At 72.0% G+C, this 26,394-nt stretch carries 19 protein-coding genes and 3 tRNA genes; 15 read left to right on the top strand and 7 right to left on the bottom strand.

The annotated features are described in order from the left end of the window. Positions 1-474 precede the first annotated feature (474 nt). Entirely contained in the window at positions 475-762 is a 288-nt protein-coding gene (locus tag ACFVXE_RS05585; protein ID WP_389669430.1) for a hypothetical protein, read from the top strand. A gap of 244 nt (positions 763-1,006) precedes the next feature. Here ACFVXE_RS05585 and ACFVXE_RS05580 read toward each other — a convergent pair whose 3' ends face one another. The 3 genes from ACFVXE_RS05580 to ACFVXE_RS05570 all read right to left on the bottom strand — a co-directional run bounded on the left by ACFVXE_RS05580 (position 1,007) and on the right by ACFVXE_RS05570 (position 3,682). Continuing rightward, positions 1,007-1,972: a DUF5926 family protein gene (locus ACFVXE_RS05580; RefSeq protein WP_389669428.1), complete on the bottom strand. Its 966-nt coding sequence runs from the start codon at positions 1,970-1,972 to the stop codon at positions 1,007-1,009. A gap of 236 nt (positions 1,973-2,208) precedes the next feature. Further along, on the bottom strand, positions 2,209-2,802 hold the full coding sequence (locus ACFVXE_RS05575; RefSeq protein WP_389669427.1) for an ATP-binding protein: 594 nt from the start codon (positions 2,800-2,802) through the stop codon (positions 2,209-2,211). Between the two features lie 52 nt (positions 2,803-2,854). Continuing rightward, a complete protein-coding gene (locus ACFVXE_RS05570) occupies positions 2,855-3,682 on the bottom strand; it encodes a glycerophosphodiester phosphodiesterase (protein ID WP_389669425.1) in 828 nt (275 codons plus the stop codon). 197 nt (positions 3,683-3,879) lie between these two features. On the opposite strand from ACFVXE_RS05570, the gene ACFVXE_RS05565 reads away from it, so the two are divergent. Next, the gene (locus ACFVXE_RS05565) at positions 3,880-5,412 is read left to right on the top strand and encodes a S1C family serine protease (protein WP_389669423.1); all 1,533 of its coding nucleotides are present in this window, start codon (positions 3,880-3,882) and stop codon (positions 5,410-5,412) included. A 167-nt stretch (positions 5,413-5,579) separates the two neighbouring features. Next, a tRNA-Ser gene (locus ACFVXE_RS05560) sits at positions 5,580-5,666 on the top strand. Positions 5,667-5,943: 277 nt separating this feature from the next. On the opposite strand, the gene ACFVXE_RS05555 is transcribed toward ACFVXE_RS05560, so the two are convergent. Continuing rightward, complete coding sequence (locus tag ACFVXE_RS05555) at positions 5,944-6,843, bottom strand: bifunctional DNA primase/polymerase (protein WP_389669421.1); 900 nt, start codon at positions 6,841-6,843, stop codon at positions 5,944-5,946. A gap of 355 nt (positions 6,844-7,198) precedes the next feature. On the opposite strand from ACFVXE_RS05555, the gene ACFVXE_RS05550 reads away from it, so the two are divergent. The 3 genes from ACFVXE_RS05550 to ACFVXE_RS05540 all read left to right on the top strand — a co-directional run bounded on the left by ACFVXE_RS05550 (position 7,199) and on the right by ACFVXE_RS05540 (position 10,321). Beyond that, positions 7,199-7,510: a hypothetical protein gene (locus ACFVXE_RS05550; protein WP_389669420.1), complete on the top strand. Its 312-nt coding sequence runs from the start codon at positions 7,199-7,201 to the stop codon at positions 7,508-7,510. A gap of 295 nt (positions 7,511-7,805) precedes the next feature. Continuing rightward, a complete protein-coding gene (locus tag ACFVXE_RS05545) occupies positions 7,806-8,441 on the top strand; it encodes a SigE family RNA polymerase sigma factor (protein WP_389669418.1) in 636 nt (211 codons plus the stop codon). Positions 8,442-8,671: 230 nt separating this feature from the next. Beyond that, positions 8,672-10,321 (top strand): long-chain fatty acid--CoA ligase, encoded by a 1,650-nt coding sequence (locus ACFVXE_RS05540; protein ID WP_389669417.1) that lies wholly within the window; start codon positions 8,672-8,674, stop codon positions 10,319-10,321. 94 nt (positions 10,322-10,415) lie between these two features. On the opposite strand, the gene ACFVXE_RS05535 is transcribed toward ACFVXE_RS05540, so the two are convergent. Both ACFVXE_RS05535 and ACFVXE_RS05530 read right to left on the bottom strand, forming a co-directional pair. After that, positions 10,416-14,360, bottom strand: a complete 3,945-nt coding sequence (locus tag ACFVXE_RS05535) for a PAS domain-containing protein (protein WP_389669416.1) — start codon at positions 14,358-14,360, stop codon at positions 10,416-10,418. A 203-nt stretch (positions 14,361-14,563) separates the two neighbouring features. Then, positions 14,564-15,037: an SSI family serine proteinase inhibitor gene (locus ACFVXE_RS05530; protein WP_389669415.1), complete on the bottom strand. Its 474-nt coding sequence runs from the start codon at positions 15,035-15,037 to the stop codon at positions 14,564-14,566. Positions 15,038-15,233: 196 nt separating this feature from the next. Here ACFVXE_RS05530 and ACFVXE_RS05525 point away from each other — a divergent pair. The 8 genes from ACFVXE_RS05525 (at position 15,234) to ACFVXE_RS05490 (ending at position 23,831) form a co-directional block, all read left to right on the top strand. Next, a tRNA-Ser gene (locus ACFVXE_RS05525) sits at positions 15,234-15,324 on the top strand. A gap of 228 nt (positions 15,325-15,552) precedes the next feature. Beyond that, positions 15,553-15,625 (top strand) — tRNA-Arg (locus tag ACFVXE_RS05520). A 327-nt stretch (positions 15,626-15,952) separates the two neighbouring features. Next, positions 15,953-16,852: a DUF2797 domain-containing protein gene (locus ACFVXE_RS05515; protein WP_389669414.1), complete on the top strand. Its 900-nt coding sequence runs from the start codon at positions 15,953-15,955 to the stop codon at positions 16,850-16,852. A gap of 61 nt (positions 16,853-16,913) precedes the next feature. After that, positions 16,914-17,813 carry an amidohydrolase family protein gene (locus ACFVXE_RS05510; RefSeq protein ID WP_389669542.1) on the top strand — a complete coding sequence of 300 codons (900 nt, stop codon included), beginning with the start codon at positions 16,914-16,916 and terminating at the stop codon, positions 17,811-17,813. Between the two features lie 82 nt (positions 17,814-17,895). Then, positions 17,896-18,633 carry a response regulator transcription factor gene (locus tag ACFVXE_RS05505; RefSeq protein ID WP_389669412.1) on the top strand — a complete coding sequence of 246 codons (738 nt, stop codon included), beginning with the start codon at positions 17,896-17,898 and terminating at the stop codon, positions 18,631-18,633. A 7-nt stretch (positions 18,634-18,640) separates the two neighbouring features. Then, positions 18,641-20,278: an ATP-binding protein gene (locus tag ACFVXE_RS05500; protein ID WP_389669410.1), complete on the top strand. Its 1,638-nt coding sequence runs from the start codon at positions 18,641-18,643 to the stop codon at positions 20,276-20,278. Between the two features lie 26 nt (positions 20,279-20,304). Continuing rightward, complete coding sequence (locus ACFVXE_RS05495) at positions 20,305-21,639, top strand: glycosyltransferase (protein ID WP_389669408.1); 1,335 nt, start codon at positions 20,305-20,307, stop codon at positions 21,637-21,639. After that, on the top strand, positions 21,636-23,831 hold the full coding sequence (locus ACFVXE_RS05490) for an ArnT family glycosyltransferase (protein ID WP_389669407.1): 2,196 nt from the start codon (positions 21,636-21,638) through the stop codon (positions 23,829-23,831). The genes ACFVXE_RS05495 and ACFVXE_RS05490 overlap by 4 nt, the downstream gene beginning before the upstream one ends. Before the next feature lie 25 nt (positions 23,832-23,856). On the opposite strand, the gene ACFVXE_RS05485 is transcribed toward ACFVXE_RS05490, so the two are convergent. Then, on the bottom strand, positions 23,857-24,705 hold the full coding sequence (locus ACFVXE_RS05485) for an endonuclease/exonuclease/phosphatase family protein (protein ID WP_389669405.1): 849 nt from the start codon (positions 24,703-24,705) through the stop codon (positions 23,857-23,859). Positions 24,706-24,854: 149 nt separating this feature from the next. Between ACFVXE_RS05485 and ACFVXE_RS05480 the strand changes: the two genes are divergently transcribed. Further along, the gene (locus ACFVXE_RS05480) at positions 24,855-26,378 is read left to right on the top strand and encodes an MFS transporter (RefSeq protein ID WP_389669404.1); all 1,524 of its coding nucleotides are present in this window, start codon (positions 24,855-24,857) and stop codon (positions 26,376-26,378) included. Positions 26,379-26,394: the final 16 nt, after the last annotated feature.

Genomic DNA, 26,394 nt, shown 5'->3' with positions numbered 1-26,394 from the left:
TCGCATTCCACCGATATCTTCGGCGCTCCGTCAGTAATTCCCGTGCAGTCGTCAGGTGGGGCCACCGTGAATCTCCGCGTGATCGCCATGACGGGTATGGCGGTGTCCGCCGTCGTGCTTCCGATCGCCGCTTCGGCCGCACCCGCCGGTGCCCCCGATCACCTACCCCGTAATGCAAAGGCCGCCCGTGCAAAGACATACGCCGGAGCGCATTTCGGCGGGCCTTCGGGAAGAGGCCGGGGGCGGACCCCGGTGACGGCGTCGCCGACGCCGTCGGAGGCGGGTTCCGGGGACGGACTTCCGTCCGGTACCGATCGGTCCGGCGGGGCGGCCGGTGCCGACGGGCCCGACGGCGAGGGGGCTGGTGACGGTGGTTCCGCCGTAACCGGGGCCGCCGGTCCCGGTCGTCGGACCGTCGCCCGGTGCGGGCCCGAACTGACGTCCCCCGCGGGTGTCGAGGCACAGACCTGCGTCATGACCGACGGTCGGGACACCTGGTCGCGCAGCTACTACCGCAACACGACGGGGAGCGAACTACGGTCCGTGCTCACGCTGATGGAGCCCGGCGGCAGGACCGTCGAAGTGCGCTGCACCGTGGGGGCACAGGATGAGCCGGGTCTCTGTGAGACGCCTCGCCATCCGTCGCTCGCCGACGTCGACGCGTACACGGCGGTGGCCGAGTACGCCGGTCGGGGGCCGGTCGAGGAAGCTCCGCTGCTGCTGAGAGCCGGTTCGCATCGGGCGTGGCCCGCATCGCGCTGACGGCGGCGCCGCGCGTCGTCCCGGCCGCTCCGGTGCGCCCTGCACGGGACGGCTCCGGGCATGAGAATGCCCGGTCGCTGGCGACGGGGGATGCACCAGCGACCGGGCTTCCAGAACCGTAACAAGAGATCTGCCGTTCGCAAATTCGATCTCTCTTATTCGGACAGCGATTTACCTGCGGGTACGGCAAGTTGTGATGCGAGTCACCGGGTCGCCGCCCGCGGGTCCCGTCCTGTCCTCACGGTCAGCTGAGGGTCACCTGGCGGTTGGTGAGCCCGCCACGGGCCCGGCGCTCCTCGGAGGTGAGCGGGGCGTCCGAGGCGAGCGCCTTCGCCAGCCGCTCGGCGAGCTCGGCCGCGGGCTTCTCGCACTCCTCGGCCCCCATCGCGCTCGGCAGGTCCCAGACCGGGACCATCAGGCCGTGCGCGCGGAAGGAGCCGACCAGCCGCGTCCCCTCGCCGAGCGAGGAGGTGCCTGCGGCGTGCAGCCGGGCGAGGGCGTCGAGCAGCTGCTCCTCGGCGTGCGGCATGACCCACCGCAGGTGGTTCTTCTCCGGGGTCTCGCACCAGTACGCGGCGTCCACCCCGGAGAGCAGGACGGTCGGGATCGCCGCCTCGTTGGCACGTTCCAGGGACGCGGACACCTCGGGCGTGGCGTTCTCCGCGTCCGGGACCCAGAACTCGAAGCCGGAGTGGACGGCCGGTTCGAACGCCGCTTCCGGGTCGAGGACGTCCTGCAGGCGCGGCCCGTCGGCCGGTACACGCCGGGCCGCGACGGGTGAGCCGGGCTCGGCGGCCAGCGCGCGCTGCAGGGTGTCCGCGAGGTCGCGGCTGAGGTCACCGGACGAGGTGTCGTTCTGCAGCGCGAGCAGGACGGAACCGTCGTCACGGCGCAGCGCCGGCCACGCCATCGGCAGGACGGTCGCGAGCGTCACGGACGGCACGCCCTCGGGCAGCCCGCCCTTGAGTGTCAGCTCGACGGTGGCGGCCGGCACCAGCTCGCGCAGGGCGACCCAGTCGCACTCGCCCGCGAGTCCCTCGAAGGGACGGTGGACCAGCTCGGTCACGGCATGGGCGGCGGCGCGTCCGTGACACGCCTTGTAGCGGCGGCCCGAACCGCACGGGCAGGGTTCGCGAGCCCCGACCACCGGGATCTCGCCGTCCTTGAGTTGCTGCTTCCCGGCCTTGGTCTGAGGGCGCTTCTTCGCCATGGTGGGCTTTCTCCCGATTGCGACAGTGCGGTCTGGGCCGCGAGCCTAGCCGCCCGTGTCGCGTGCGGGGCACAGACGCCCGGGCGCCTGCGGCGCGTACGCCGGAACGCCGGTCCGTACGCAGGTATGTTCGTAGCCCGTCCGCCGGACGGGCTGCCGGTCCGTACGCCCGGGGGTGCGGCTGCCCGCCCCGCCCCCGCACCGGTCCCGCGCGACGCGCAACCGGTGCGCCGGAATCAGCTCATGTCGTCGAAGGCGTCGGCGAAGTCCAGCCCGTCGAGCCCCGGCATCCGGCCGTTTCCCTGCCCCTCGCTGACGACCACCCACACGGTGACCTCACCGGAGGAGCTGTCGCGTACGCCCCACTCCTCGGCGAGCGCACTGATGATGTTGAGCCCGCGTCCGCCGCGCGCCGTCACCGAAGGCGTGGCCGGAACCGGTCTGGTCGGGCCGCCTCCGTCCGTCACTTCGACGGTCAGTCCGCCTCTTCTGTCGACGCGCCATGCGGCGCGGACGTCGCCGTCACCCACATCCGCGTGCAGTCCCAGCGGCCTGCCGTGCCGGCAGGCATTGCTGAGAAGTTCGGAAAGGATCAATACAGCATCGTCGACGACCGAATCCGACATCCCGTAGCTGCGCAACTGCTCGCGCATCCGGTGCCGTGCCTGGCCCACGCCCGCAGGGCCATGGGGTACGGCCATGCTCGACGACGTGGGCACTTCCTGTGCCACCACCAACGCCACCCCCGAGACCTCCTTTGCCCCACGCCACGGAGTGGATGCCCCCCTGGACTGGACCGGAAACCGGCCAACCGCCTGTCGGTGACGCACTCGTAACGATCGAATACTGGCCGAATGCGCCGGTGTACTCCCCGTAACGGTGTTAAAGGCGACCCAGTTGGGACAGAACCTGTTTTGGGCGGTTCGTGATGATCGCCTCGACGCCGAGCCGGGTGCAGAGCTCGACGTCCTCCGGCTCGTTGACCGTCCAGACGTGCACGCGGTGCCCCGCGCGGTGCAGCCGCTCGATGTATCCGGGGTGACTGCGTACGATCCGCAGGCCCGGGCCGGCGATCCGGGCACCCGCCGGCAGCCGCCCGTCACGCAGTCGCGGCGAGACGAACTGCATCAGGTAGACGGTGGGCAGGGTGGGTGAGGCCACCTGGATGCGGTGCAGCGAACGCGCCGAGAAGCTCATGATGCGCACCGGTGAGGGCCCGTCGGCCGGTGGCGCGTCGAGTCCGAACTGCTTCAGCATGTGCAGCAGCCGCTCCTCCACCTGGCCGGCCCAGCGCGTCGGGTGCTTGGTCTCGATGGCCAGCTGGAGGGGGCGCCCGGCGGCCCGTGTCTCGACGACCAGTTCGAGCAGGCGTTCCAGGGTGAGTACGGAGGTGAGCTCGCCCGGCACCGGGTCCCATTCCGGGGATTCCTCGCGGTCCTTCCAGGAGCCGAAGTCCAGGGCGGCGAGCTCGGAGAGCTCCAGGGCGGAGACCGCGCCGCGTCCGTTGGACGTACGGTTCACCCGGCGGTCGTGCACGCAGACGAGATGGCCGTCGGCGGTGAGCCGTACGTCGCACTCCAGGGCGTCCGCCCCGTCCTCGATGGCCTTCCGGTAGGCGGCCAGGGTGTGCTCGGGTGCGTCGTCGGAGGCCCCGCGGTGCGCGATGACCTGGATGGGATGGTGCAGGGTTTGCTGCCGTGCAAGGGTCACCGCGTCATGGTGCCACCGCGGGGCGACGGCTGTGCGCACCTCGCGATGTGGGACCGTTTTGCCGGATATAAAGATTGGTGTGCGGACGCACAGGTCCTGCTTACAGTGGCCTGACGGGTCATGGTAAAAGCTGACTCCAGACACGTACGCAGCGGATCTCTTGCCGAAACTGATGAGGAACCGAGGAGTAAAGAGCTGTGAGCACAGAGAACGAGGGCAACGAGGGCAACGCGGCTCCGGCCGTTCCGTCCGCACCTCCCGTGCCGGCCGCTGCTCCTGAGGGCACGCCGGCGTCCCCGCAGGCGCCCGCCGGGACGGACTCGTCGGACGCGACGGCGACGCAGGCCCAGCGCTCGAACGACTGGCCGCCGCCGCAGCCGCCGCACTCCCCCGCCCCGCCGCACACGCCGCCGGTCCCGTCCGCGGAGAACCCGGCGGCCTCGACGACCCCCATGGCCACGGTTCCCGGCGCCCCTCCGGTCGCGCCCCAGCCCGCCGGCGCCTGGCCGCCGCCCCCGCCCGCCGTTCCCGCGTACGCGCACGGCGGCGCCGGCGGCGACGGCGGTCCCGTGTGGGGCGCGCCCGGCCAGCTGCAGACGCCCGACGCCCCGCGCAAGCGTCGCGCCACCGGCCTGGTGGCGGCGGTGGCCGTGGCCGCTCTCGTCGCGGGCGGTATCGGCGGCGCCCTGGGCTACTGGGCGGCCGACCGGAGCGACAGCAACTCCTCCGGCTCGACCACCGTCGCCGCGTCGTCCAACCCGCAGGCCCTCAAGCGTGATCCCGGGACGGTCGCGGGCGTCGCGGCCGGCGCGCTGCCCAGCGTGGTCACCATCGACGCGCAGAGCGGTGACGGCGAGGGCGGCACGGGTACGGGCTTCGTGTACGACAAGGAGGGCCACATCCTCACGAACAACCATGTGGTCGCCTCCGCGGCGAGCAGCGGACAGCTCACGGCGACCTTCTCCAACGGCAAGAAGTACGACGCCGAGGTGGTCGGTCGCGCCGAGGGCTACGACGTCGCCGTACTGAAGCTGAAGAAGGCGCCGTCGGGTCTGACCCCGCTCGCCCTCGGCAACTCGGACCAGGTCGCGGTCGGTGACTCGACGATCGCCATCGGCGCGCCGTTCGGTCTGTCCAACACGGTCACGACAGGGATCATCAGCGCGAAGAACCGCCCGGTCGCCTCCGGTGACGGTTCCGGCAGCAGCAACTCGTACATGAGCGCGCTGCAGACCGACGCCTCGATCAACCCGGGCAACTCCGGCGGTCCGCTTCTCGACGCGCGCGGCGCCGTCATCGGCATCAACTCCGCGATCCAGTCGACCGGCAGCAGCGGCCAGTCCCAGGCGGGTTCCATCGGCCTCGGCTTCGCGATCCCGATCAACCAGGCGAAGAACGTTGCTCAGCAGCTGATCAAGACCGGTCAGCCGGTCTACCCGGTGATCGGTGCCACGGTCACGATGGACGAGAAGACCGGCGGCGCCGTCATCTCGGACCAGGGCTCGGGCGGCACCCCGGCCGTCTCGCCGGACGGCCCGGCCGCCAAGGCCGGTCTCAAGGGGGGCGACGTCATCACGAAGTTCAACGACCAGGTGATCGACAGCGGGCCGACCCTGATCGGCCAGATCTGGACCCACAAGCCGGGCGACAAGGTGACGTTGACCTACAAGCGCGACGGCAAGGTGCGCACCGCCGAAGTGACGCTGGGACAGCGCGAGGGCGACAGCTGACCGACCGGACCGTCCCGCGTCGCCACCGGTCCGTGGCCGATGACGCGGGACGGACCGCCCGGGTCGCCCCGGAGGCGGTCCGGCGGTCTTCCCCGGCCGGCGATACCCGCAGGAAGCACTCACCCGGTAGGCTGTAGCCCGCTCCTCGGCAGGTGTGACGGAGCGAGGGTGGGTTGCCCGAGCGGCCTAAGGGAACGGTCTTGAAAACCGTCGTGGCAGCGATGTCACCGTGGGTTCAAATCCCACACCCACCGCAGCAGGTCAGAAGCTTGCAGGTCAGAAGGGGTGTCACTCTCCGGAGTGACACCCCTTTCTGCATGCACCCCGTCTCATCCCGACTCGGAGTTCGGTGCCTCGGCGAGTGGCGATGCCGCGTCTTCCTTGCTGAGGAGTCTCCACCGGTCGCATGGCCGCACAGCACCGCCACGCGCGGGCGCGGCCTGGGGTTGCCGGTGGGTCAGGGCTTGGGGCAGAGCGTCTTGCGCGGCGAAGGCTGAAGTGGCAGCTGCGGGGTTCCGGCCGATGGCCGGTTCAGGCGGACGGTCCGGCGGCGTTCTCCGGGCCCGGGGGACGGCCGGACGTGAGGCGGGCGGCCGAGGCGATGGTGGCCCGGGCCTCCTGCTCGGTGAGCCCGGTGCGGACGGCCGCCCTCGTCAGGGTGGCTGCGAGGGCGTCGCCGAAGCCGTGTTCGTAGGCACGGCAAGCGGCCCAGAAAAGGCGGGTGTTGCGCTGGCCCTCGCGCGCCGCGAGGACGAACCGCACGAGCCCGCGGCCTTGGTCGGGCCGGCCCGGCGGGCGGTGAGGGCGTGCGGGCGGTGCGAGCAGGCGGAGGAGCGCACGGGGGCAGGGGGCCGGGAGAAGGTCCGCGGCGCCGGGGGCGAGCCGGTAGGCGCCACGGGTGGTGACCGAGCCGGGGCCGACCAGGTAGCCGCCGGCGCCACGGATGTCGATGCCGGGGGCGAGGCGGCCGGCGGAGTTCGGTACGGCCACGCCGGGCGGCCCGGTCAGCCAGATGTGGCGGCCGCCGCTGGGTGTGATGACCGTGACGGTCGGCGGGATGGTGAACAAGTGGTGCAGCGCCAGCTGTTGCAGGGCCGCCGCGGAGTCGCTCCGGCCGGTGGCGTCGATGTCGAGGTCGACGCCGATGAGGTGGTGCGGGGCGCGGCCGCAGGCGATGCCGTAGCCGGTGGCCCAGGGCGCGGCGGCGAAGAGGGCGCGCACGGCGGCGGGGTTCGTGGTGGCGTCGTGGACGCCGTGCCCGGGGAGGCCGCAGGCGCCCCGGCAGCTGACCGGTCGGCCCTCGTCGCGATGAGGGGAGCGCAGGGCGGGAAGTTTGGTGGCGGACAGCGGAATGACGGGGAGCCCGTGCTCGGCGGCGGAGAGTGCGTGGGCCAGGGCCAGGGTGGCGGTCTGCCGGTCGGTGATGGCCATGCTCCATTTTCGTACACATGTTCGGTAAAGGAAAGGGGGCGGGGCGTACCGGCACCGAGGCGCGGCCGGATGGGGTCGTCGGGGTGGCCGGGCGCGGAGTGTGCCGGAACGCTTCTCCTCCCGGGCCGCGCGGGATCCGGGGTGTGCGGCCGCGTGCGGGGCGGGTGAGCCGGGACTTCGGGGCAGGTGGGGTGTTTATCCGGTGTTCCTCATTCCTGCGGGGGAATCAGGGGTCCTGGGTGATTCATACGGGGTCCGGCGGGCAGCTTTGGTCTCGCGACGTCGTGACCAGCACCGGGGCGGTCGGCCAACTGCTCCGGAACAAGCCGTACTTCCGGTTCCTGGAGGAATTGACATGGCAAGCATCCGTACCGCTCGTGCCCTCGCCGCTGTTGCCGCACTGCCTCTCGCCGTCACTCTCTTCAGCGGCGCGGCCCAGGCCGACAACGGCTCGTTCGCGAGCGACGGATCGAACGCGGGGGTGGCGACGATCGGCAGCGCCGGAGTCGGTGGGAACAACTCCGGCAATTCATCCACGACTCAGCAGCAGGCCACCGGCCCCGGAGCGTCGAACCAGAACAACTCGGCCCAGGTGACCGGTCCGGCCTTCGCCGCGATCGACCAGTCCACCCGGACCATCGCGGTGAACTTCGTCAACTTCTGGTGAGTCCGGGCCGTCCGTGACCGGTCGGGGGGCCGGGGCACGGCGGAGCGAACGGCGGCCCGCGCGAGGAGCGTTCTCGCGCGGGCCGTTCGCGTTCCGCGGGACGCGGAGCGCGGTGCTCGCGCGGCGGCGGCCGCGAGCGGCTGACGGGGGGTTTCCTCCGGGCGACCCTGACCCGTGATGACGGGCCCTACTCCTTCAGGAGGTGGGCCCGGCCCCGCCCCTACAACCTGAGGCGGAGGCGGCTTCGGGACCTGGGGCCGATCCCCCGGGTAGTACGCGCTCCTAGCGTGGACCCATGACCACGCCAGTCTGCACGGGCGCCTCCAGGGGAGCCGCTGCCGCCACCGGACATGCGCCGCACGCCTCGACGGCGACGCCCACGCAGCATGCGTCGCACGGTTCGCACGGATCCCACGGGGGGCGTGCTGCGCACGCTCCGTACCCGTCGTTCTCGTCGTACGTACGGGCGCGGGGACCCGTGCTGCTGCGCACCGCCCGCTCGCTCACCGCGAACCCGAGCGATGCCGAGGATCTGCTGCAGACCGCGCTGACCAAGACGTATGTCGCATGGGAGCGGATCGAGGACCACCGGGCGCTCGACGGGTACGTACGCCGGGCCCTGGTGAACACCCGTACCTCGCAGTGGCGCAAGCGCAAGGTCGACGAGTTCGCCTGCGACGAACTGCCCGAGCAGGAGGCCGCCCCGGCCTCCGACCCCGCCGAGCAGCAGTCGTTGCACGACGCGATGTGGCGGGCCGTGCTGAGGCTTCCGGACCGGCAGCGGGCGATGGTCGTCCTGCGCTACTACGAGGACCTGAGTGAGGCCCAGACGGCCGAGGTGCTCGGGGTGTCCGTCGGCACCGTCAAGAGTGCGGTGTCGCGGGCGCTCGGCAAGCTCCGCGAGGACCCGGGGCTGATCCCCGTCCGCTGACGACCGGCTGCGGCGGGGCTCCGTCTTCGACGAGTGCATGGAAGACGTCGAGGTCAGCGGCGGCTTCCGGTGCCGAAGCCCCGTTTCTCCGGTCACGGGGTATCCGGTGGTCCGTCCGGGAGAATCCGACGGAGACCGATTCGTACTCCCGGGAGTAGTGACATACCAATCGGTATGTGCGCAGAATCAGCGGAACCTTACTGCCGCGTAGCGCCCACCGGGAGGACGCCGTGCTGAGCACCATGCAGGACGTACCGCTGACTGTCACCCGCATCCTGAGGCACGGGATGACGATCCATGGGAAGTCGCAGGTCACGACCTGGACCGGCGAGCCCGAGCCGCAGCGGCGCAGCTTCGCCGAGGTGGGCCGCCGCGCCACCCGGCTCGCCAACGCCCTGCGCGACGAGCTCGGTGTTGTCGGCGACCAGCGGGTCGCCACCCTCATGTGGAACAACGCCGAGCACATCGAGGCGTACCTGGCGATCCCTTCCATGGGCGCGGTGCTCCACACGCTCAACCTGCGGCTCCCCGCCGAGCAGCTGGTCTGGATCGTCAAGCACGCCGACGACAGGGTCGTCATCGTCAACGGCTCGCTGCTGCCGCTGCTCGCTCCACTCCTGCCCCAGCTGATGTCGATCGAGCACGTGGTCGTCGCGGGCCCGGGCGACCGTTCCGTGCTCGACGGCGCGGCCCCGCGGGTGCACGACTACGAGGAACTGATCGCCGGACGTCCGACCACCTACGACTGGCCCGAGCTGGACGAGCTCCAGGCCGCCGCCATGTGCTACACCTCCGGCACCACCGGGGACCCCAAGGGCGTGGTCTACTCCCACCGTTCGATCTACCTGCACTCCATGCAGGTCAACATGAGCGAGTCGATGGGGCTGACGGACAAGGACACCACGCTGGTGGTCGTCCCCCAGTTCCACGTCAACGCGTGGGGTCTTCCGCACGCGACGTTCATGTCCGGTGTCAACATGCTCATGCCGGACCGGTTCCTGCAGCCCGCCCCGCTCGCCGACATGATCGAGCGCGAGAAGCCGAGTCATGCCGCTGCCGTCCCCACCATCTGGCAGGGGCTGCTCGCCGAGGTCACCGCCAACCCGCGCGACCTGAGCTCGATGGCCCGCGTCACCATCGGCGGCGCCGCCTGTCCGCCCTCCCTCATGGAGGCGTACGACCGGCTCGGCGTCCGCCTCTGCCACGCGTGGGGGATGACGGAGACGTCGCCGCTCGGCACGATGGCCAACCCGCCCGCCGGGCTGACCGCGGAAGAGGAGTGGCCGTACCGCATCACCCAGGGCCGCTTCCCGGCCGGCGTCGAGGCACGGCTGGTCGGTCCCGGCGGCGAGCAGCTGCCCTGGGACGGCGAGTCGGCCGGTGAGCTGGAGGTCCGCGGTCCCTGGATCGCCGGCGCGTACTACGGCGGTGCGGACGGCGAGGCGCTCCGCCCCGACGACAAGTTCAGCGAGGACGGCTGGCTGAAGACCGGCGACGTCGGAGTCATCAGCGAGGACGGCTTCCTCACCCTCACCGACCGTGCCAAGGACGTCATCAAGTCGGGCGGGGAGTGGATCTCCAGTGTCGAGCTGGAGAACGCCCTGATGGCGCACCCGGATGTGGCCGAGGCCGCCGTCGTCGCGGTGCCGGACGAGAAGTGGGGGGAGCGCCCGCTGGCGACCGTCGTCCTCAGGGAAGGCATCACCGTGGACTACAACGCGCTGAAGGCGTTCCTCGCCGAGTCCGGAATCGCCAAGTGGCAGCTGCCGGAGCGCTGGTCGGTCATTCCCGCGGTGCCGAAGACGAGTGTCGGCAAGTTCGACAAGAAGGTCATCCGCCGGCAGTACGCGGAAGGCGGGCTGGACATCACCCGGATCTGACCGGCGGCCGGGCCGTACACAGGGGCGAGGGCGGTACGGGAAGTCCCGTGCCGCCCTCGTCGTATGCCTGACGTGCCGTCCTCCGGCAGCCGCCTCAGTTCGTGCCGATCTTCGCCAGCAGGTCGACGATGCGGGCCTGCACCTCGTCGCTGGTCGAGCGTTCCGCCAGGAAGAGCACGGTCTCGCCGGAGCTGAGCTTCGGCAGCTCCGCCCGGTCGATGTCGGCCGAGGTGTACACGACCAGCGGGGTCCGGTTGAGCCGGCCGTTCGCACGCAGCCAGTCGATGATCCCGGCGCGGCGACGGCGTACCTGCATCAGGTCCATCACCAGCAGATTCGGCCGCGTCCGAGTGGCGAGCGCGACGGCCTCGTCGTCGTCGGCCGCGCAGGCGACCTGCATGCCGCGGCGTTCCAGCGTTGCCGTCAGCGCTGCCGCGATCTCCTCGTGCTCCTCGATCAGCAGTACCCGCGGCGGGTGCTGCTCGCTGTCGCGCGGGGCGAGCGCCTTCAGGAGTACGGCCGGGTCGGCACCGTACGCCGCCTCCCGTGAAGCCTGCCCCAGACCGGCGGTCACCAGCACGGGCACCTCGGCGGCGACCGCCGCCTGGCGCAGCGACTGCAGTGCCGTACGGGTGATCGGGCCGGTCAGCGGGTCGACGAAGAGCGCGGCGGGGAACGCCGCGATCTGGGCGTCCACCTCCTCGCGGGAGTGCACGATCACCGGACGGTAGCCGCGGTCGCTCAGCGCCTGCTGGGTCGAGACGTCGGGCTCGGGCCAGACGAGCAGCCGGCGCGGGTTGTCCAGCGGCTCGGGGGGCAGTTCGTCGTCGACCGGCTGCGGTGACGGGCGGTTGGCGACCTCGACCGCGCCCCCCGGGCCGTCCAGCGGCTCCGGTCCCTCGGCGCCCTCGTCGGGTGCCCCTATGGCGTACGAGCGTCCTTCGGCGGACGTGGCGGAGAGCAGCTGCCCGGAGGCGGCGCCGGTGGTGGGCTGCGGCGCGGCGGCGGGTACTCCGGCGGGCTGCGCCGCGCGCTCGTCCGCCGGCGGGGCGGCGAGCCTGCGGCGCCGTCCGGCGCCGCCGAGCGTCTGGTTCTGCTGATGGGTGAGGTGCTGGGCGAACGGCACGCCCTGCCCGAGCGTCCGCACGCTGAACGCCCGCCCCTGCGTCGAGTCCGCCGGCGCCGGCATCGGCTCCTCGGCGGGAAGCGGCTGGCGCCGCGCGTCCGGCACCGGCTCGGCGGCCGGAACGGGTGCGGGCGCGTCGCCGCGCGGCCGGCTCTCCATGGCGCCTGCGGGCGCGCCGGTGGTGTGTGTGGTGTGCCCCGCACCGTCGCGGTCCAGGTCGTTGCCGGGGACGTTCAGGGCGGCCGGGCCCTGTGCCGAGGCGCCGTTCTCCGGCCATCCGACGGGCTGCCCGGGCTCCGGCCGCTGCGCAGCCGGCTGAGCGGCCTGCGGCAGCGGCTGCTCCCGGGTCGTCTCCGGGACGTGGCGGGCGCGGCGCCGGCCGGTCGGCTCCGGATGGGTCTGCGGCGGCGTGCGGGCGTCGTCCTGCGGTGCCCGTACGGTGTCGTGGCGTCCGGGCAGCGAGGCGTCCGCATCACCGGCCGTGGGCGGGATCCGGTCGGCGTCGGCGGGCGGGAGGGCGAACGCGGTACGCGGCTCGGCCGGGGCCGGCCGCTCCTGCGCGGCCGACAGCGCCCGCCGGGCCCGCCGACCCGCAGGCTGCTGCTGGGCGGCCTGCTGCGGTGCGTGCGCGTGCTGCTGGTCGGGAGCGAGAGCGAGCTGGTTGTCGTTGCCCGGGCGTGCCCGGTGTCCGCCCGCGGATGCCTGCGCATCGGCCGACACGCCCTGCGGCGGCACGGTCTGCCCGAGCTGCGGACGGCTGTTCGCGTGCTGTGCGCCCTCGGCGGCCGTCACCACCGACCCCTCGGACGGCGCCGCGCCCGCGGGCAGCGCCAGGGCCTGTCCGGGGCCCTGCGCCTCCGCGGCCCGCGCGGACGGAGCCTGTACGGGCTGCTGGACGCCGGGCGTCTCGGCCGGGCTGGGCCGCCCCCGCCGGCGTCCGGAACCCTCGCCCTGCTGTGCCGGGATGAGCTCGTGAGGCGTCTGCAGACCCGGCCCGCCCTGCGGAACCTGCTCGTCCTGCGTCGCGGCTCCGCGGCGTGCCCGGCGGCGCCCCGTCGGCTCCGCGGCCGCTGCGTCACCACCGGACTCGGCCGGCTGGGCGGGCATCTCCCCGCCCACCGGGCTCTCCAGGAAGGCATCGGTCGACGAGCGCCGCGCTCTGCGCCGCCCGCCGCTCGCCGCGTCCTGCTGCTGCCCGGGCTCCTCCGGCGGCGCCTGGACCGGAGATGCCTCCGGCGGCGGCACGGTCCCCGAGCCCGTGCCCAGCGGCACTTCGAGCACGTACGCGCTGCCGCTCATCCCCGGCATCTCGTGCGTCTGCAGCACGCCGCCGTGTGCCCTTACGATCCCGCGCACGATCGGCTCGTGCACCGGGTCGCCGCCGGCGAACGGCCCGCGCACCTCGATCCGTACGACCTCACCGCGCTGCGCGGCCGCCACGACCACCGTCGAGTCGACGTAACCACCGCCCGGCATCAGCCGGGTCTTTCCGGTCGAGTCGACCCCGGCGACGTCCGCTACCAGGTGCGCGAGCGCCGTCACCAGCCGTCCCGCGTCCACCTCGGCCTCGATCGGCGGCGCGTGCACCGCGAACTGGGCGCGCCCGGGGCCGATCAGTTCGACCGCGCCGTCGATACCGGCCGTCACGACCGAGTCGAGCAGCACCTTCTCCTTGACCAGCTGTTCCGCCCCGCTGTCGAGCCGCTGGTAGCCGAGCACGTTGTCGACGAGGGTCGTCATCCGCGCATAGCCGGCGGCCAGGTGGTGCAGGATCTGGTTGGCCTCGGGCCACAGCTGGCCCGCCGGGTCGGCGGCAAGCGTGGCGAGTTCGCCGCGCAGCTCCTCCAGCGGTCCGCGCAGCGATTCGCCGAGGACGGCGGTCAGCTGGCCGTGCCGGGCGGTCAGCTCCGTGAGCCGCTCGGTCCGCTCCTCCGACTCGGCCGCGTACCGCTCGGTCCGGTCGGCGAGCTCGGCGGCGTGCCGCTCGGTCAGTTCGGTGACCTCGGCGGTGTGGTCCTCGGTCAGCCGGGTGATCTCGGCGGTGTGCTTCTCGGTCAGCTCGGTCAGCTGCGCCGCGTGCTCGGTGGTGAGTTCCTCGTACGGCCTGCGGTCGGTGAACGTCATCACCGCGCCGACCAGCTGGTCGCCGTCACGGACGGGCGCGGTCGTCAGGTCGACCGGCACCTGCGCGCCGCTCTTGGACCACAGCACCTGCCCGCGCACCCGGTGCTTGCGCCCGGACCTGAGCGTGTCGGCGAGCGGCGACTCCTCGTACGGGAACGGCTCGCCCTCCGCACGCGAGTGCAGGATCAGCGGATGCAGCTCCTGGCCGCCCAGGTCGCTGGCGCGGAAGCCGAGGATCTGCGCGGCGGCGGGGTTGACCAGGACGACCCGGCCGTCCGTGTCTGTACCGACGACGCCCTCCGCCGCGGCCCGCAGGATCATCTCGGTCTGCCGCTGCGAGCGGGCCAGTTCGGCCTCGGTGTCGACGGTGCCCGACAGGTCCCGCACGACGAGCATGAGGAGCTCGTCGCCCGTGTAGCTGCCGCTGTAGCCCGGCTGGAAGTCGTTGTAGGCGGCCTGCCCGTCCTCCAGGCTGGCGCTGGTCACCTCGACCGGGTACTCGTTGCCGTCGGTCCGCCGCGCGGTCATCCGCGTCGGCTTCGTCCGGCCTCGCTCGTCCGCAGCCTCGGGCCTGCGCATCGACCCCGGGATCAGCTTGGAGTCGAACTCCGGAAGCAGATCGAGCAGTCCGCGGCCGACGAGCGCGGTGCCCGGCGTCTCGAACATTTCGAGGGCGATGGTGTTGGCGTTGACGACCGTGCCGTTGCAGTTGACGAGCAGGAGCCCGTCCGGGAGGGCGTCGAGTATGGCTGCGAGGCGAGCAGCGCCTCGGGATGGCCTGCTGCTCACGACGACGCTTCCTCCCTGATTACCGCACCTTGCCGACAGCGGGCCCCATCTTGCCCCTCGGGCCGCAGGCTGTCACTTGAGGAGTCTAAAGGCAGGGGAGTCACATCCGACGGCGGATGAGGGGGAGCTCTCACCAAGGTTCTGTGCATACGGTGTACAACTCCTGCTCCTGACGTGCCCTGCGACGTACTCGGTCACCCTGGTCACCGGACGTTCGGCAGCACCGGTCGCAGGTTGTTCCAGCGTGCGATCTCGCAGCCGTTGGTCCGGTCGAACGACGCGTCGACACGCTGACCCTGCCAGGTCCCGGTGATCCTGGCCGTGGCCGATCCACCGAACTGCTGGGTGCACATCGCGTCCGAGGGCACCGGCCGGAAGGGGTCGGCGGTCCCGTCCGCCGGCTTCGCCAGCTCCGTCAGCCGGTCGCACGCCTGCTTCGCCACGGGGTGGTTTCCCCCGGCCGGGGAGCACTTCAGTTCGTATACGCCGTCCGCGGCCCGGTCGCCGGAGCCCGAGACCGTCACGGTCAGCTCGGTGTTCCGGGCGTCGTCGCCCTGGAGCACCGGTACGGGCAGCGGGAGGGACAAGGGCAGCGGCGCGGTGGCGGCGAGCGCGGACGGGGCGGCGGACAGCACGGCGAAGGATGCGGCAGCGGTGAGGGCGAGACGGCGCAGCATGCGTACTCCTGTGGACGGGTGCGGACGGGAGGCCATGCCCCCCGTAGTGACTAACGCTCCGCACGCCCCGGCGTTGCGCAACCCGAACGCTTTGCCCTGACGGCCGCCTGCCTAGTACCGTAGGCGGCGATTGGTGAGGCAGCGTTCGGCTGTGTCATCATCTGCACGCACCACTCGCGTTCGCGCGGGGTGTGCTGGAGGCGTCGCCTAGTCCGGTCTATGGCGCCGCACTGCTAATGCGGTTTGGGTTTTAAAGCCCATCGAGGGTTCAAATCCCTCCGCCTCCGCTTGATCACTGAAGCCCCGTGCCGATCGCACGGGGCTTCAGTCGTTCCCGGCCGGGGTGCGCGTCCGTTCCGGCCGGGGTGCGCGCCCGGGCCGGAGTGCGACAGGCCGCCCAACATGGCGTTTTCGCAGCTCAGAGGGGGTTTGGCTAATGGATTTCGCGTGACGGCGCAGGTCATGTAATGTTGTTCTCGCAACGCCGACCAGGCAGAAAAAGCCCGGAACGCCAAGCACTCGTAGCTTAACGGATAGAGCATCTGACTACGGATCAGAAGGTTGCAGGTTCGAATCCTGCCGAGTGCACAGCAAGCCAGAGGCCCCCAGGAGAAATCCAGGGGGCCTCTTGCGTTGCCCGTACATCAATGAAGTACGGCTGCCCTCCCGGCCGGTGCCACCCCTCGCCCCGGACAGCCGGCCCGGCGCCGCAGGCACCTCTTCCTCGCCCGCCTCCGCGCAGGCCTGATCTGTGAGTGCCGCGGGACCCGTTGCGCCAATCTTCGGGTGCGGCTCGAACGCCGCGATGGGCGAACCGGACGTGTGGCGGGGTTCCTGCTTTGACGTGCGGCGCTGAACGCCGACCGTCGAAGATGGCGGTGAACGGCGTGAGGTCTCGGTGGGAGTTGGTTGCACATGGGGTGGCAGGGCCGGCAGAGCTGGCGGTGCGGCGGGCTGCGCTGGCCTGAGGGCGCCGACGGGCCGGAGCTGGGATGGCTGGGAAGTCCGGCGCGCGCGAGTGCACTCGGGTACGGGAAGGAGCTCGGCTTCCGAGCCGAGGGCGAGCGGCACTGTGTGGGGGCGCGGGGGAACGCGTGTCCGACGGCCGCCGTGGTGTCCGCGCGGAGTACGGGGGCGCGGTGCCCGGAGTGCGCGCGGCTGGACCGGGCGCATTCGGTGGCCGCCGACACGATCGCCGACGACCCGCGGACGTACCGCGTCTATCTCGCCTGGTTCGGGCCCGGAATGGTGAAGGCCGGGATCACCGCCGAGGAGCGGGGGGCCGCGCGGCTGCGGGAGCAGGGGGCCGTCGTCTTCAGCTGGCTGGGGCGCGGACCGTTGATGGCGGCGCGGCGGACCGAGGAGCTGCTCCGCTCGGCGCTGGGCGTGCCGGACCGGATTCCGTACGCGCGCAAGCGGGCCGTGCGGGCCGCACTGCCGGGGGCGGCCGAGCGGGTCGCGGAGGTCGAGGGGCTGTACGGGCGGGCGGCGGCTCTGGAGGCACCCGGGGCCGGGTGGCCGCAGTCGCTGGAGAGGCTGCCGTTCGATCCCGTCGATCACACGGGACTGTTCGGGCTCGACGGGCCGGTCGAGGTCGCGTGGGCGGTGACCGGACTGGTGGACGGCGGAGTCGTCGGAGGGCGGCTGGTCGCCGCAGCCGGGCCCGATCTGCATCTGGCCGCCCCGGGCGGAGTGGTCGTGCTGGACACCCGGCTGATGACCGGGTGGGACCTGGTGGGGGCCGACCCGCGGGCGGGGGTGTCGGTGCCGGTGGCCGACATCGGGGGCGGCGGTATCCAGCACGGGCTGTTCTGAGATCGTCGAGGTGTCAGGGGCGGACCTGGAACGGGTGGTGAGCGGCGTGAGCGGCGAGGGCGTGGGCGGTGTCGACGGGCCGGCCGGTGGGGACGGCGCCGACGTGGTGCGGTTCTGGGAGCGGCTCGGACTGCCGGGACTGATCGACATCCACACGCACTTCATGCCGGAACAGGTGCTCCGCAAGGTGTGGGCGTACTTCGACTCAGCCGGTCCGCTGACCGGCATGGAGTGGCCGATCGCCTACCGCCACGACGAGGACGAACGGCTCGCGCTGCTCCGGTCCTTCGGGGTCCGGCGGTTCACTTCGATGCTCTACCCGCACAAGGCCGGGATGGCGGCCTGGCTGAACGGCTGGGCGGCCGAGTTCGCGCACCGGGTCCCCGACTGCCTGCACACCGCGACCCTGTTCCCGGAGGAGGGGGCGCAGCGGTACGTCCGCGAGGCGGTGGAGGCGGGGGCGCGGGTCTTCAAGTCGCATCTCCAGGTCGGCGCGTACGATCCGAACGACCCACTGCTGGACCCCGTGTGGGGACTGCTCACGGACGCCGGGATCCCGGTGGTGATGCACTGCGGGTCCGGGCCCGCGCCCGGCGCGCACACCGGGCCGGGGCCGGTCGGCCGGCTGCTCGCCCGGTATCCGCGGCTGCGGCTGGTGGTGGCACACATGGGGATGCCCGAGTACTCCGAGTTCCTGACCATGGCGGAGACGTATCCCGAGGTGCGGCTCGACACGACGATGGCGTTCACGGACTTCACGGAGGACCTCACACCCTTCCCGGTGGCGGAGCGGGGGCGGCTCGCCGGCCTCGGGGACCGGATCCTGCTGGGGACGGACTTCCCGAACATCCCGTATCCGTACGCGCATCAGCTGCACGCACTGGAGCGGCTCGACCTGGGGGACGACTGGTTGCGCGCGGTCTGTCACGGGAACGCACGGGCGTTGTTCGGCGAGGGCTGAACGGGCCCTGCCCGCAGGGTTTCTCAGCGAATTCACAGAAACGGGAAAGAACCCTTTCAGAGACGTCGCACAGGGTTGAGGCATGACGACGACCTCGCCCCAGGGGCGCACCGAACTGCTGAGGCCGGATCGCAGCCCCGTCCGCGTACTGGTCGTGGACGACGAGGCTCCGCTCGCCGAGCTGCTCTCCATGGCCCTGCGTTACGAGGGGTGGGAGGTGCGCAGCGCCGGGGACGGGGCGAGTGCCGTCCGGACGGCGCGCGACTTCCGGCCCGACGCGGTGATCCTCGACGTGATGCTGCCGGACACGGACGGGCTGTCGGTCCTCGGCAAGCTGCGCCGGGAGCTCTCCGAGATCCCCGTGCTCTTCCTGACCGCGCGGGACTCGGTGGAGGACCGTATCGCCGGGCTCACTGCGGGCGGCGACGACTACGTGACGAAGCCGTTCAGCCTGGAGGAGGTCGTGGCGCGGCTGCGCGGGCTGATCCGGCGGTCGGGGACGGCGGCGGTGCGGAGCGAGTCCACGCTCGTCGTCGGCGACCTGGTGCTCGACGAGGACAGCCACGAGGTCAGCCGGGGAACGACCTCCATCCACCTCACCGCGACCGAGTTCGAACTGCTGCGCTTCCTGATGCGCAATCCCCGCCGGGTGCTGAGCAAGGCACAGATCCTCGACCGCGTGTGGAACTACGACTTCGGCGGTCAGGCGAACGTCGTCGAGCTGTACATCTCGTACCTCCGCAAGAAGATCGACGCCGGCCGGACGCCGATGATCCACACCCGGCGCGGGGCCGGATATCTGATCAAGCCCGGTGAGTAGCCGGGTGATGCGCTGGCGGAAGGGTCCGTGGACGCTGCGGACCCGGCTGGTGGTGTCCGCGGTGACGCTGATCGCCGTGGTCGCCTCGGTGATCGGCTCGGTCACCACCATCGCCTTCCACAGCTACATGTACGGAAAGCTCGACGACCAGCTGCACTCCATCGCCATGCGGGCCGCGAAGCCGCCGGGCGCCACCGGCGGCCTGCCGATGCCCGGCGCCGCACCGGACGACGGTCCACTCGCCTTCATCGATGCCCGCGGGCAGCCCTTCGGCACGCTCGGCGCGGTGTCCACGGATGGTTCGATCACTTCGTCGAGCGTGGTCGAGGACAGTGCCGCCACGTCCGGCCGGCCGTCCGCGGCGACCGGTGGGAAGCCGCTGAGCGACGCGCAGGAGGCGGCGCTGGAGGCGGCGCACGTCGAGGTCGGGGCGGGGGCGCGGAGCGTCGACCTGCCGGGGCTCGGGTCCTACCAGGTGGAGGCCGTCGCGGGGGCGAACGGGGCGACGACCGTCCTCGTCGGCATTCCCGCCACCGAGGTGCGGTCCGCCCTTACCATGCTCATCCTCGTCGAGGTCTGTGTCACCGGGGCCGGACTGGTCGCCGCCGCGATCGCCGGGATCGTCATGGTCGGGGTCGCGCTGCAGCCGCTGCGCTGGGTCGCCGCGACCGCCACCCGGGTCTCCGAACTGCCGCTGCACAGTGGTGAGGTGGCGCTCCTGGAGCGGGTCCCGGACGCCGAGGCCGATCCGCGCACCGAGGTCGGACAGGTCGGCGCGGCGCTCAACCGGATGCTGGGGCATGTCGGCTCGGCGCTGACGGTGCGTCAGGAAAGCGAGATGCGGGTACGGCAGTTCGTCGCGGACGCCAGCCACGAGCTGCGTACGCCGCTGGCCTCGATCCGCGGCTACGCCGAACTGACCAGGCGCGGACGTGAGGAGACCGGGCCCGACACCCGGCACGCGCTGGGACGGATCGAGTCCGAGGCGGAACGCATGACGGGCATGGTGGAGGACCTGCTGCTCCTGGCGCGTCTCGACGCCGGGCGCCCGCTCTCGTACGAGAACACCGATCTGTCGCCGGTCGTCGTCGACGCGGTCAGCGACGCGCGCGCCGCCGGTCAGCGGCAGGGGCCGGGGCGCGGGCACCACTGGCGGCTGGAACTGCCCGACGAGCCGGCGGTCGTGCACGCGGACCCGACCAGGCTCCATCAGGTGCTGGTCAATCTGCTGGCGAACGCCCGTACCCACACGCCGCCCGGCACCACCGTCACGGCACGTGTGCGGTCCGGCGGCGGCCGTCCGGAGGGCGGTCGCCCCTGGGTGACGCTGGAGGTGGCGGACGACGGGCCGGGCATTGCGCCGGAGCTGCTGCCGCACGTCTTCGAACGGTTCGCACGCGGCGACGCGTCGCGTTCGCGCGGCGCGGGTTCCACCGGGCTCGGACTCGCCATCGTGCAGGCGGTCGTCGTCGCGCACGGGGGGCGGGTGGAGGTGCGGTCGGTGCCGGGGTGCACCGTGTTCGCCGTCCGTCTGCCCGCGGTCCCGGCCCCTTCCGGGGCGCCGGCGAACCGCGCGGAACTGCCGGCGGAAATCCTGGACCGCGCCGACTCACAGCGCCGGCACAGGCCCATCACACCGATGTGACAGCGGGCCCGGCGAGTGTCGTCGGCATGCGAACCGACTCTTCTTGGAGCACCCTGCCGGCCCGGGAGCATCTCCTGGCCGGAGCGGTCGACGCGGCTGGTGCCCCGGTGCTCGATGTGGTGGTACCCGTCTACAACGAGGAGAAGGACCTCGAACCCTGCGTGCTGCGGCTGCACGACCATCTGGCGCGTACCTTCCCGTACGCCTTCCGGATCACCGTCGCCGACAACGCGAGCACCGACCGCACACCGCAGGTGGCGGCCGCGCTGGCGGCGGCGCTGCCGCGGGTGCGCTCGTACCGGCTGCCGGAGAAGGGGCGCGGGCGGGCGCTGCGCACGGTCTGGTCGCACTCGGACGCCCCGGTCCTCGCCTACATGGACGTCGACCTCTCCACCGATCTCAACGCACTGCTCCCGCTCGTGGCGCCGCTGATCTCCGGACACTCGGACCTGGCCATCGGGTCGCGGCTGGCCCGTAGTTCGCGTGTCGTACGCGGGTCGAAGCGGGAGTTCATCTCGCGGGCCTACAACCTCATCCTCCGCTCGTCGCTGGCTGCGCGGTTCAGCGACGCACAGTGCGGATTCAAGGCCATCCGCCGTGAGGTCGCGCAACGGCTGCTGCCGATGGTCGAGGACACCGGCTGGTTCTTCGACACCGAGATGCTGGTGCTCGCCGAGCGTGCCGGGCTGCGCATCCACGAGGTGCCGGTCGACTGGGTCGACGACCCGGACTCCACCGTCCACATCGTGCGGACGGCGACCGAGGACCTGAAAGGCGTGTGGCGGGTGGGGCGGGCGCTCGCCGTCGGGGCGCTGCCGCTGGACCGGCTGGCCCGGCCCTTCGGGGACGATCCGCGCGACCGGGGGCTGAGCGGGGTGCCGGGCGGTCTGGCCCGGCAGCTCGTCGGGTTCTGCGTGGTGGGCGCGCTCTCCACACTCTTCTATCTCGCCCTGTACTCGCTCTTCCGGCTCGGCGTCGGCCCGCAGTTCGCCAACGGCGGCGCGCTGCTGGTCTCGGCCGTCGCCAATACGGCAGCCAACCGGAGACTCACCTTCGGTGTACGCGGCCGGGGCGGAGCCGTACGCCATCAGGCACAGGGCCTCGTCGTCTTCGCCATCGGCCTCGCGCTGACCAGCGGCTCGCTCGCGGCGCTCGGCACGGCTTCCGGGGCGCCCTCGCACGGCACGGAACTCGCCGTGCTGATCGCGGCCAATCTCGCGGCGACGGTGCTGCGCTTCCTGCTCTTCCGCGCCTGGGTCTTTCCGGACCGGCGGGCGGACCGGCACCCGGTGGCCGTAGGCCCCGCGCCGATGACCGGCCTCGCCGACGACACCCACCACGAACCGAGGAACGTCCGATGACCACCCTGCATCCCGACCACCCGCCGGCCCTGCCGGCCACCGCTCCGCAGGCCGCGGCCGTGGCAGCCCACGGACGCCCGAGGGAACCGTTCCTGCGGCGCGTCCTGCGGGGCAGGCCGGAGGACCCGCGCTGGGTGCGGCCCGCCTTCCTCGTCCTGCTGCTGGCCATCGGCCTGGCCTACCTGTGGAATCTCAGCGCCTCGGGCTACGCCAACTCCTTCTACTCGGCGGCCGCACAGGCCGGCAGCCGGAGCTGGAAGGCGTTCTTCTTCGGCTCGCTGGACGCGGCCAACGCCATCACCGTCGACAAGCCCCCGGCCACGCTCTGGCCTATGGCCCTGTCGGTCCGGATCTTCGGGCTGGGCTCGTGGGCGATCCTGGCCCCGCAGGTGCTGATGGGGGTGGCGACCGCCGGGGTGCTGTACGCGGCGGTACGCCGCCGGTTCGGCGCGGCCGCCGGACTGATCACGATGGCGGTGTTCGCGCTCACGCCCGTTGCCGCGCTGATGTTCCGCTTCAACAACCCGGACGCGCTGCTCGCGCTGCTGATGACCGTGACCGTCTACTGCGTGCTGCGCGCCCTGGAGCACGGCCGGACGAAGTGGCTGGTGTGGGCCGGTGCCGCGGTCGGTCTCGCGTTCCTGTCGAAGACCCTGCAGGCGTTCCTGATCCTGCCGCCGCTGGCCGTGCTGTACGCGGTGTGCGCGCCGACGACGGTGCGGAAGCGGTTCGGCCAGCTCGGGCTCGCGGCGCTCGCGATGGTCGTCGCGGGCGGCTGGTGGGTCGCGATCGTCGAGCTCTGGCCCGCCTCCTCCCGTCCGTACATCGGCGGTTCGCAGAACAATTCCTTCCTGGAGCTGACCTTCGGCTACAACGGGCTCGGCCGGATCAACGGCGACGAGACCGGCAGCGTCGGTGGTGGCGGTGGTGGTGGCGGTCAGGCCGGTGGCCAGTGGGGTGAGACCGGTATCGGCCGGATGTTCAACTCCGAGATCGGCAGCCAGATCTCCTGGCTGCTGCCCGCCGCCCTGCTGCTGCTCATCGCGGGCGTCTGGCTCACCCGGAGGGCGAAGCGCACCGACACCGCCCGCGCGGCGTTCCTCGCGTGGGGCGGCTCGCTGCTGATGACCGCGGTCGTCTTCAGCTTCATGGCCGGCATCTTCCACCAGTACTACACCGTTGCCCTGGCCCCCTACGTCGCAGCGCTCGTCGGCATGGGCGTCACCGTGCTGTGGGAGGAGCGGGCCCGGTGGGTGGCGAGCGGGGCGCTCGGTGTCACGGTCGCCGTCACGGCGGTCTGGTCGTACGTGCTGCTGGGGCGGACCCCGGACTATCTGCCGTGGCTGCGCTGGGCCGTACTGGTCGGCGGTCTCGTGGGCGCGGCGGGCCTGCTGCTCGCTGCCAGGGCAGGGCGCCGGGTGGCGCTCGCCTCGGTGGGGCTGGGCCTCGTCGTGTCGCTGGCCGGGCCGGCGGCGTACACCGTGAGCACGCTGAACACCGGACATCAGGGCTCGATCGTCACGGCGGGACCGTCGGGTGCCAGCACGATGGGCGGCGGCCGCGGCGGTCCCGGCGGCGGGATGCAGACTCCCGGCGGGGGCCCGCAGGGCGGCACCATGGGCCGGCCCCCGACCGGCGGACAGCAGGGACAGGGGCCGGGCCAGGGTCAGGGTCAGGGCCAGAACCAAGGCATGGGCCAGAACCAGGGCATGGGTCAGAACCAGGGCCAGAGCCGGCCTCCGGGCATGACCCAGGGCGGTGGGCAGACCCCGCTGCCGGCCGGAACGGGCGAGGGCGGCATGCCGGGCGGTGGCGGGGGCGGTGGCATGGGCGGTCTGCTCAACGGCACGTCCGTCAGCTCGCGGGCCGAGAAGCTCCTGGAGAAGAACGCCGGCACCTACACGTGGGTCGCCGCGGCCATCGGTTCGCAGAACGCGGCCGGCTACCAGCTCGCCACCGGATCCCCGGTGATGGCGATCGGCGGCTTCAACGGCAGCGACCCGTCCCCGACGCTCGCCCAGTTCAAGCGGTACGTCGAGGACGGGAGGATCCACTACTTCATCGCCGGAGGCATGGGCGGTGGCATGGGCGACAGCGGTGCCTCGTCCCAGATCTCCTCGTGGGTGGAGAAGAACTTCAAGAAGGTCACGGTCGGCAGCTCCACCTTCTACGACCTGACGTCCGCGGCCTGATCCGGCCGGCTGCCCGGCCCGGTGTTCAGCGCCGGAGCAGCAGCAGATCCGCGACTACCGGGCGGTGGTCCGAGGCGAGTGTCTCGGCCACCGCCACGTCGCGTACCCGGACGGAGGTCTTCGACACGGCGACGTAGTCGATCCGCTCCACCGGGTCCAGCGCCGGGAAGGTCGGGGCGTCCGGTCCGGCGTCCGTCAGGTCCGCCCAGAGCGGCGCCAGTTCAGGGGCGTCCGGCGTCGCGTTGAAGTCGCCGAGCAGCACCTTCCGCCCCTGGTCCGCCGCCATGATCCGCCGGGTGTCGGCGACCTGCGCGACCCGCACGGACGGGTCCGCGCGGTAGTCGAGGTGGGTCACGTACACATGTACGGGGAGCCCCTTCACCCGTACGACCACCTCTCCGAAGCCGGGTGCGGGCGCCGGAACGGGGTCGGGCACCTGGGTGGAGAGCCGGGTGATCTCGTGGTTCTCGGCGTTCACGATCCGGTACTTCGACAGCACCGCGACCCCGAACTCGCGCCGGGGCGCACCGGGGGTCTCCGGATCGAGGCTGTAGATCGGGGCGAACGACACCCGCATGTGCAGCCGCTCCGCGAGTTCGCCCGCGACATCGCGCCACTCGCTGCGGGTTCCCCAGCGGACGTCGACCTCCTGGAGCCCGATCACATCGGCGTCCAGCGAGCGGAGTTCCGCCGCCTGCCGGTCCAGATCGAAGACGTTGTCCATGCCCGCGCCGGCATGGATGTTGTAGGTGGCGACGCGCAGCGGCACCGGATGTCCCGGCCCGTGCCCCGCGGCTCCGGCGGGCGGGGCGGCGACAGCTCCCAACAGGCCCGCTGCGATCAGGATCTCCACCGTACGACGACGCAGTGACATGCCACTCCAGCCCTAGTCGGTTCCCTGGGATCAGCGTCGAGCACGGTACCGCGCGAAAGCCGGTTGTACGGCGTATGGGAACTGTTTTACGGTGTACAACCGCTTTTCCCGTACACCGTACAAGTGCGCCTGCAGCTCAAGGAGCCCGTATGACGGCGACCGCCGCCGAGCCCGACCACGTCTCGCCGCCGAGCCACCCGCAGCGCTGGCTGATCCTCGGCGTCATCTGCCTCGCCCAGCTCACCGTGCTGCTGGACAACACCGTCCTCAACGTCGCGATCCCGTCCCTGACCCGGGAACTCGACGCGTCCACCGCCGACGTGCAGTGGATGATCAACGCCTACTCACTGGTCCAGTCGGGTCTGCTGCTCACCGCGGGCAGCTCCGCCGACCGCTACGGACGCAAGAAGATGCTGCTCGCGGGGCTCGCCCTGTTCGGTATCGGTTCGCTGGTGGCGGGGCTCGCCCAGTCGTCCGCGCAACTGATCGCAGCCCGGGCGGGCATGGGCATCGGCGGTGCGCTGCTGATCACCACGACCCTGGCCGTCGTCGTCCAGATCTTCGACGACACCGAGAGAGTGAAGGCGATCGGCATCTGGTCCACCGTCAACTCGCTGGGGTTCGCCGTCGGGCCGCTGATCGGCGGGGCCATGCTCGCCCACTTCTGGTGGGGTGCGATCTTCCTGGTCAACATCCCGGTCGCGGTCGTCGGCCTGATCGCCGTGGTCCGGCTCGTACCGGAGTCCAAGAACCCGCGCGGCGACCGCCCCGACCTGCTCGGCGCGCTGCTCTCCACGGTCGGTATGGCAGCCGTCGTCTACGCGATCATCTCCGGACCGGGGTACGGCTGGACCTCGGGCCGGGTCATGCTCACCGCTCTCACCGGCCTCGCGGTGCTGACCGGCTTCGCGCTCTGGGAGCTGCGCATCCCGTACCCGATGCTGGACATGCACTTCTTCCGGAACCAGAAGTTCATCGGGGCGGTCGCGGGCGCGATCCTGGTCGCCTTCGGGATGGGCGGTTCGCTCTTCCTGCTCACCCAGCAGCTCCAGTTCGTCCTCGGCTACGGGCCGCTGGAGGCGGGGCTGCGTACGGCTCCGCTGGCGCTGAGCGTGGTCGCGCTCAACCTCACGGGCCTGGGCGCCAGGCTGGTGCCCAGGCTGGGCACGCCCGTCACGATCGCCTCCGGGATGGGCCTGCTGGCCGCTGGTCTCGCCGCGGTCGCCCTGCTGGGCGGCGACGGTTACGGCGGCATGCTGCTGGGCCTGGTCGTGATGGGGGCGGGCATCGCGCTCGCCATGCCCGCCATGGCCAACGCGATCATGAGCGCCATCCCGCCGGAGAAGGCGGGCGTGGGCGCGGGGGTCAACGGCACGCTCGCCGAATGCGGCAACGGGCTCGGGGTCGCGGTGCTCGGCGCCGTCCTCAACTCCCGGTTCGCCGCGCTCGTACCGGCAGCGGTCGGGGCCGCCTCGCTGCCCGCGGCGCTCGCCGCGGCGGCCGGGGGCGGGGAACGGCAGCGCATCACGGACGCGTTCTCCTCGGGGCTCGAGACCAGCCAGCTGGTCGGTGCGGTGGCGGTGCTGGCGGGCGGACTGCTCGCCGCCGCGCTCCTGCGTCGGGCGGAGCGGGCAGAATCTCTTCAGGCAGACTCCGCCGCGGCAGCGGCATAGCATCGGACGAGGTGTA

The sequence above is a fragment of the Streptomyces sp. NPDC058231 genome (assembly GCF_042882275.1).
Lineage (GTDB): Bacteria > Actinomycetota > Actinomycetes > Streptomycetales > Streptomycetaceae > Streptomyces.
Note: the sequence above shows the minus strand (reverse complement) of the source record. Positions and strands in the feature narration are given on the sequence as shown.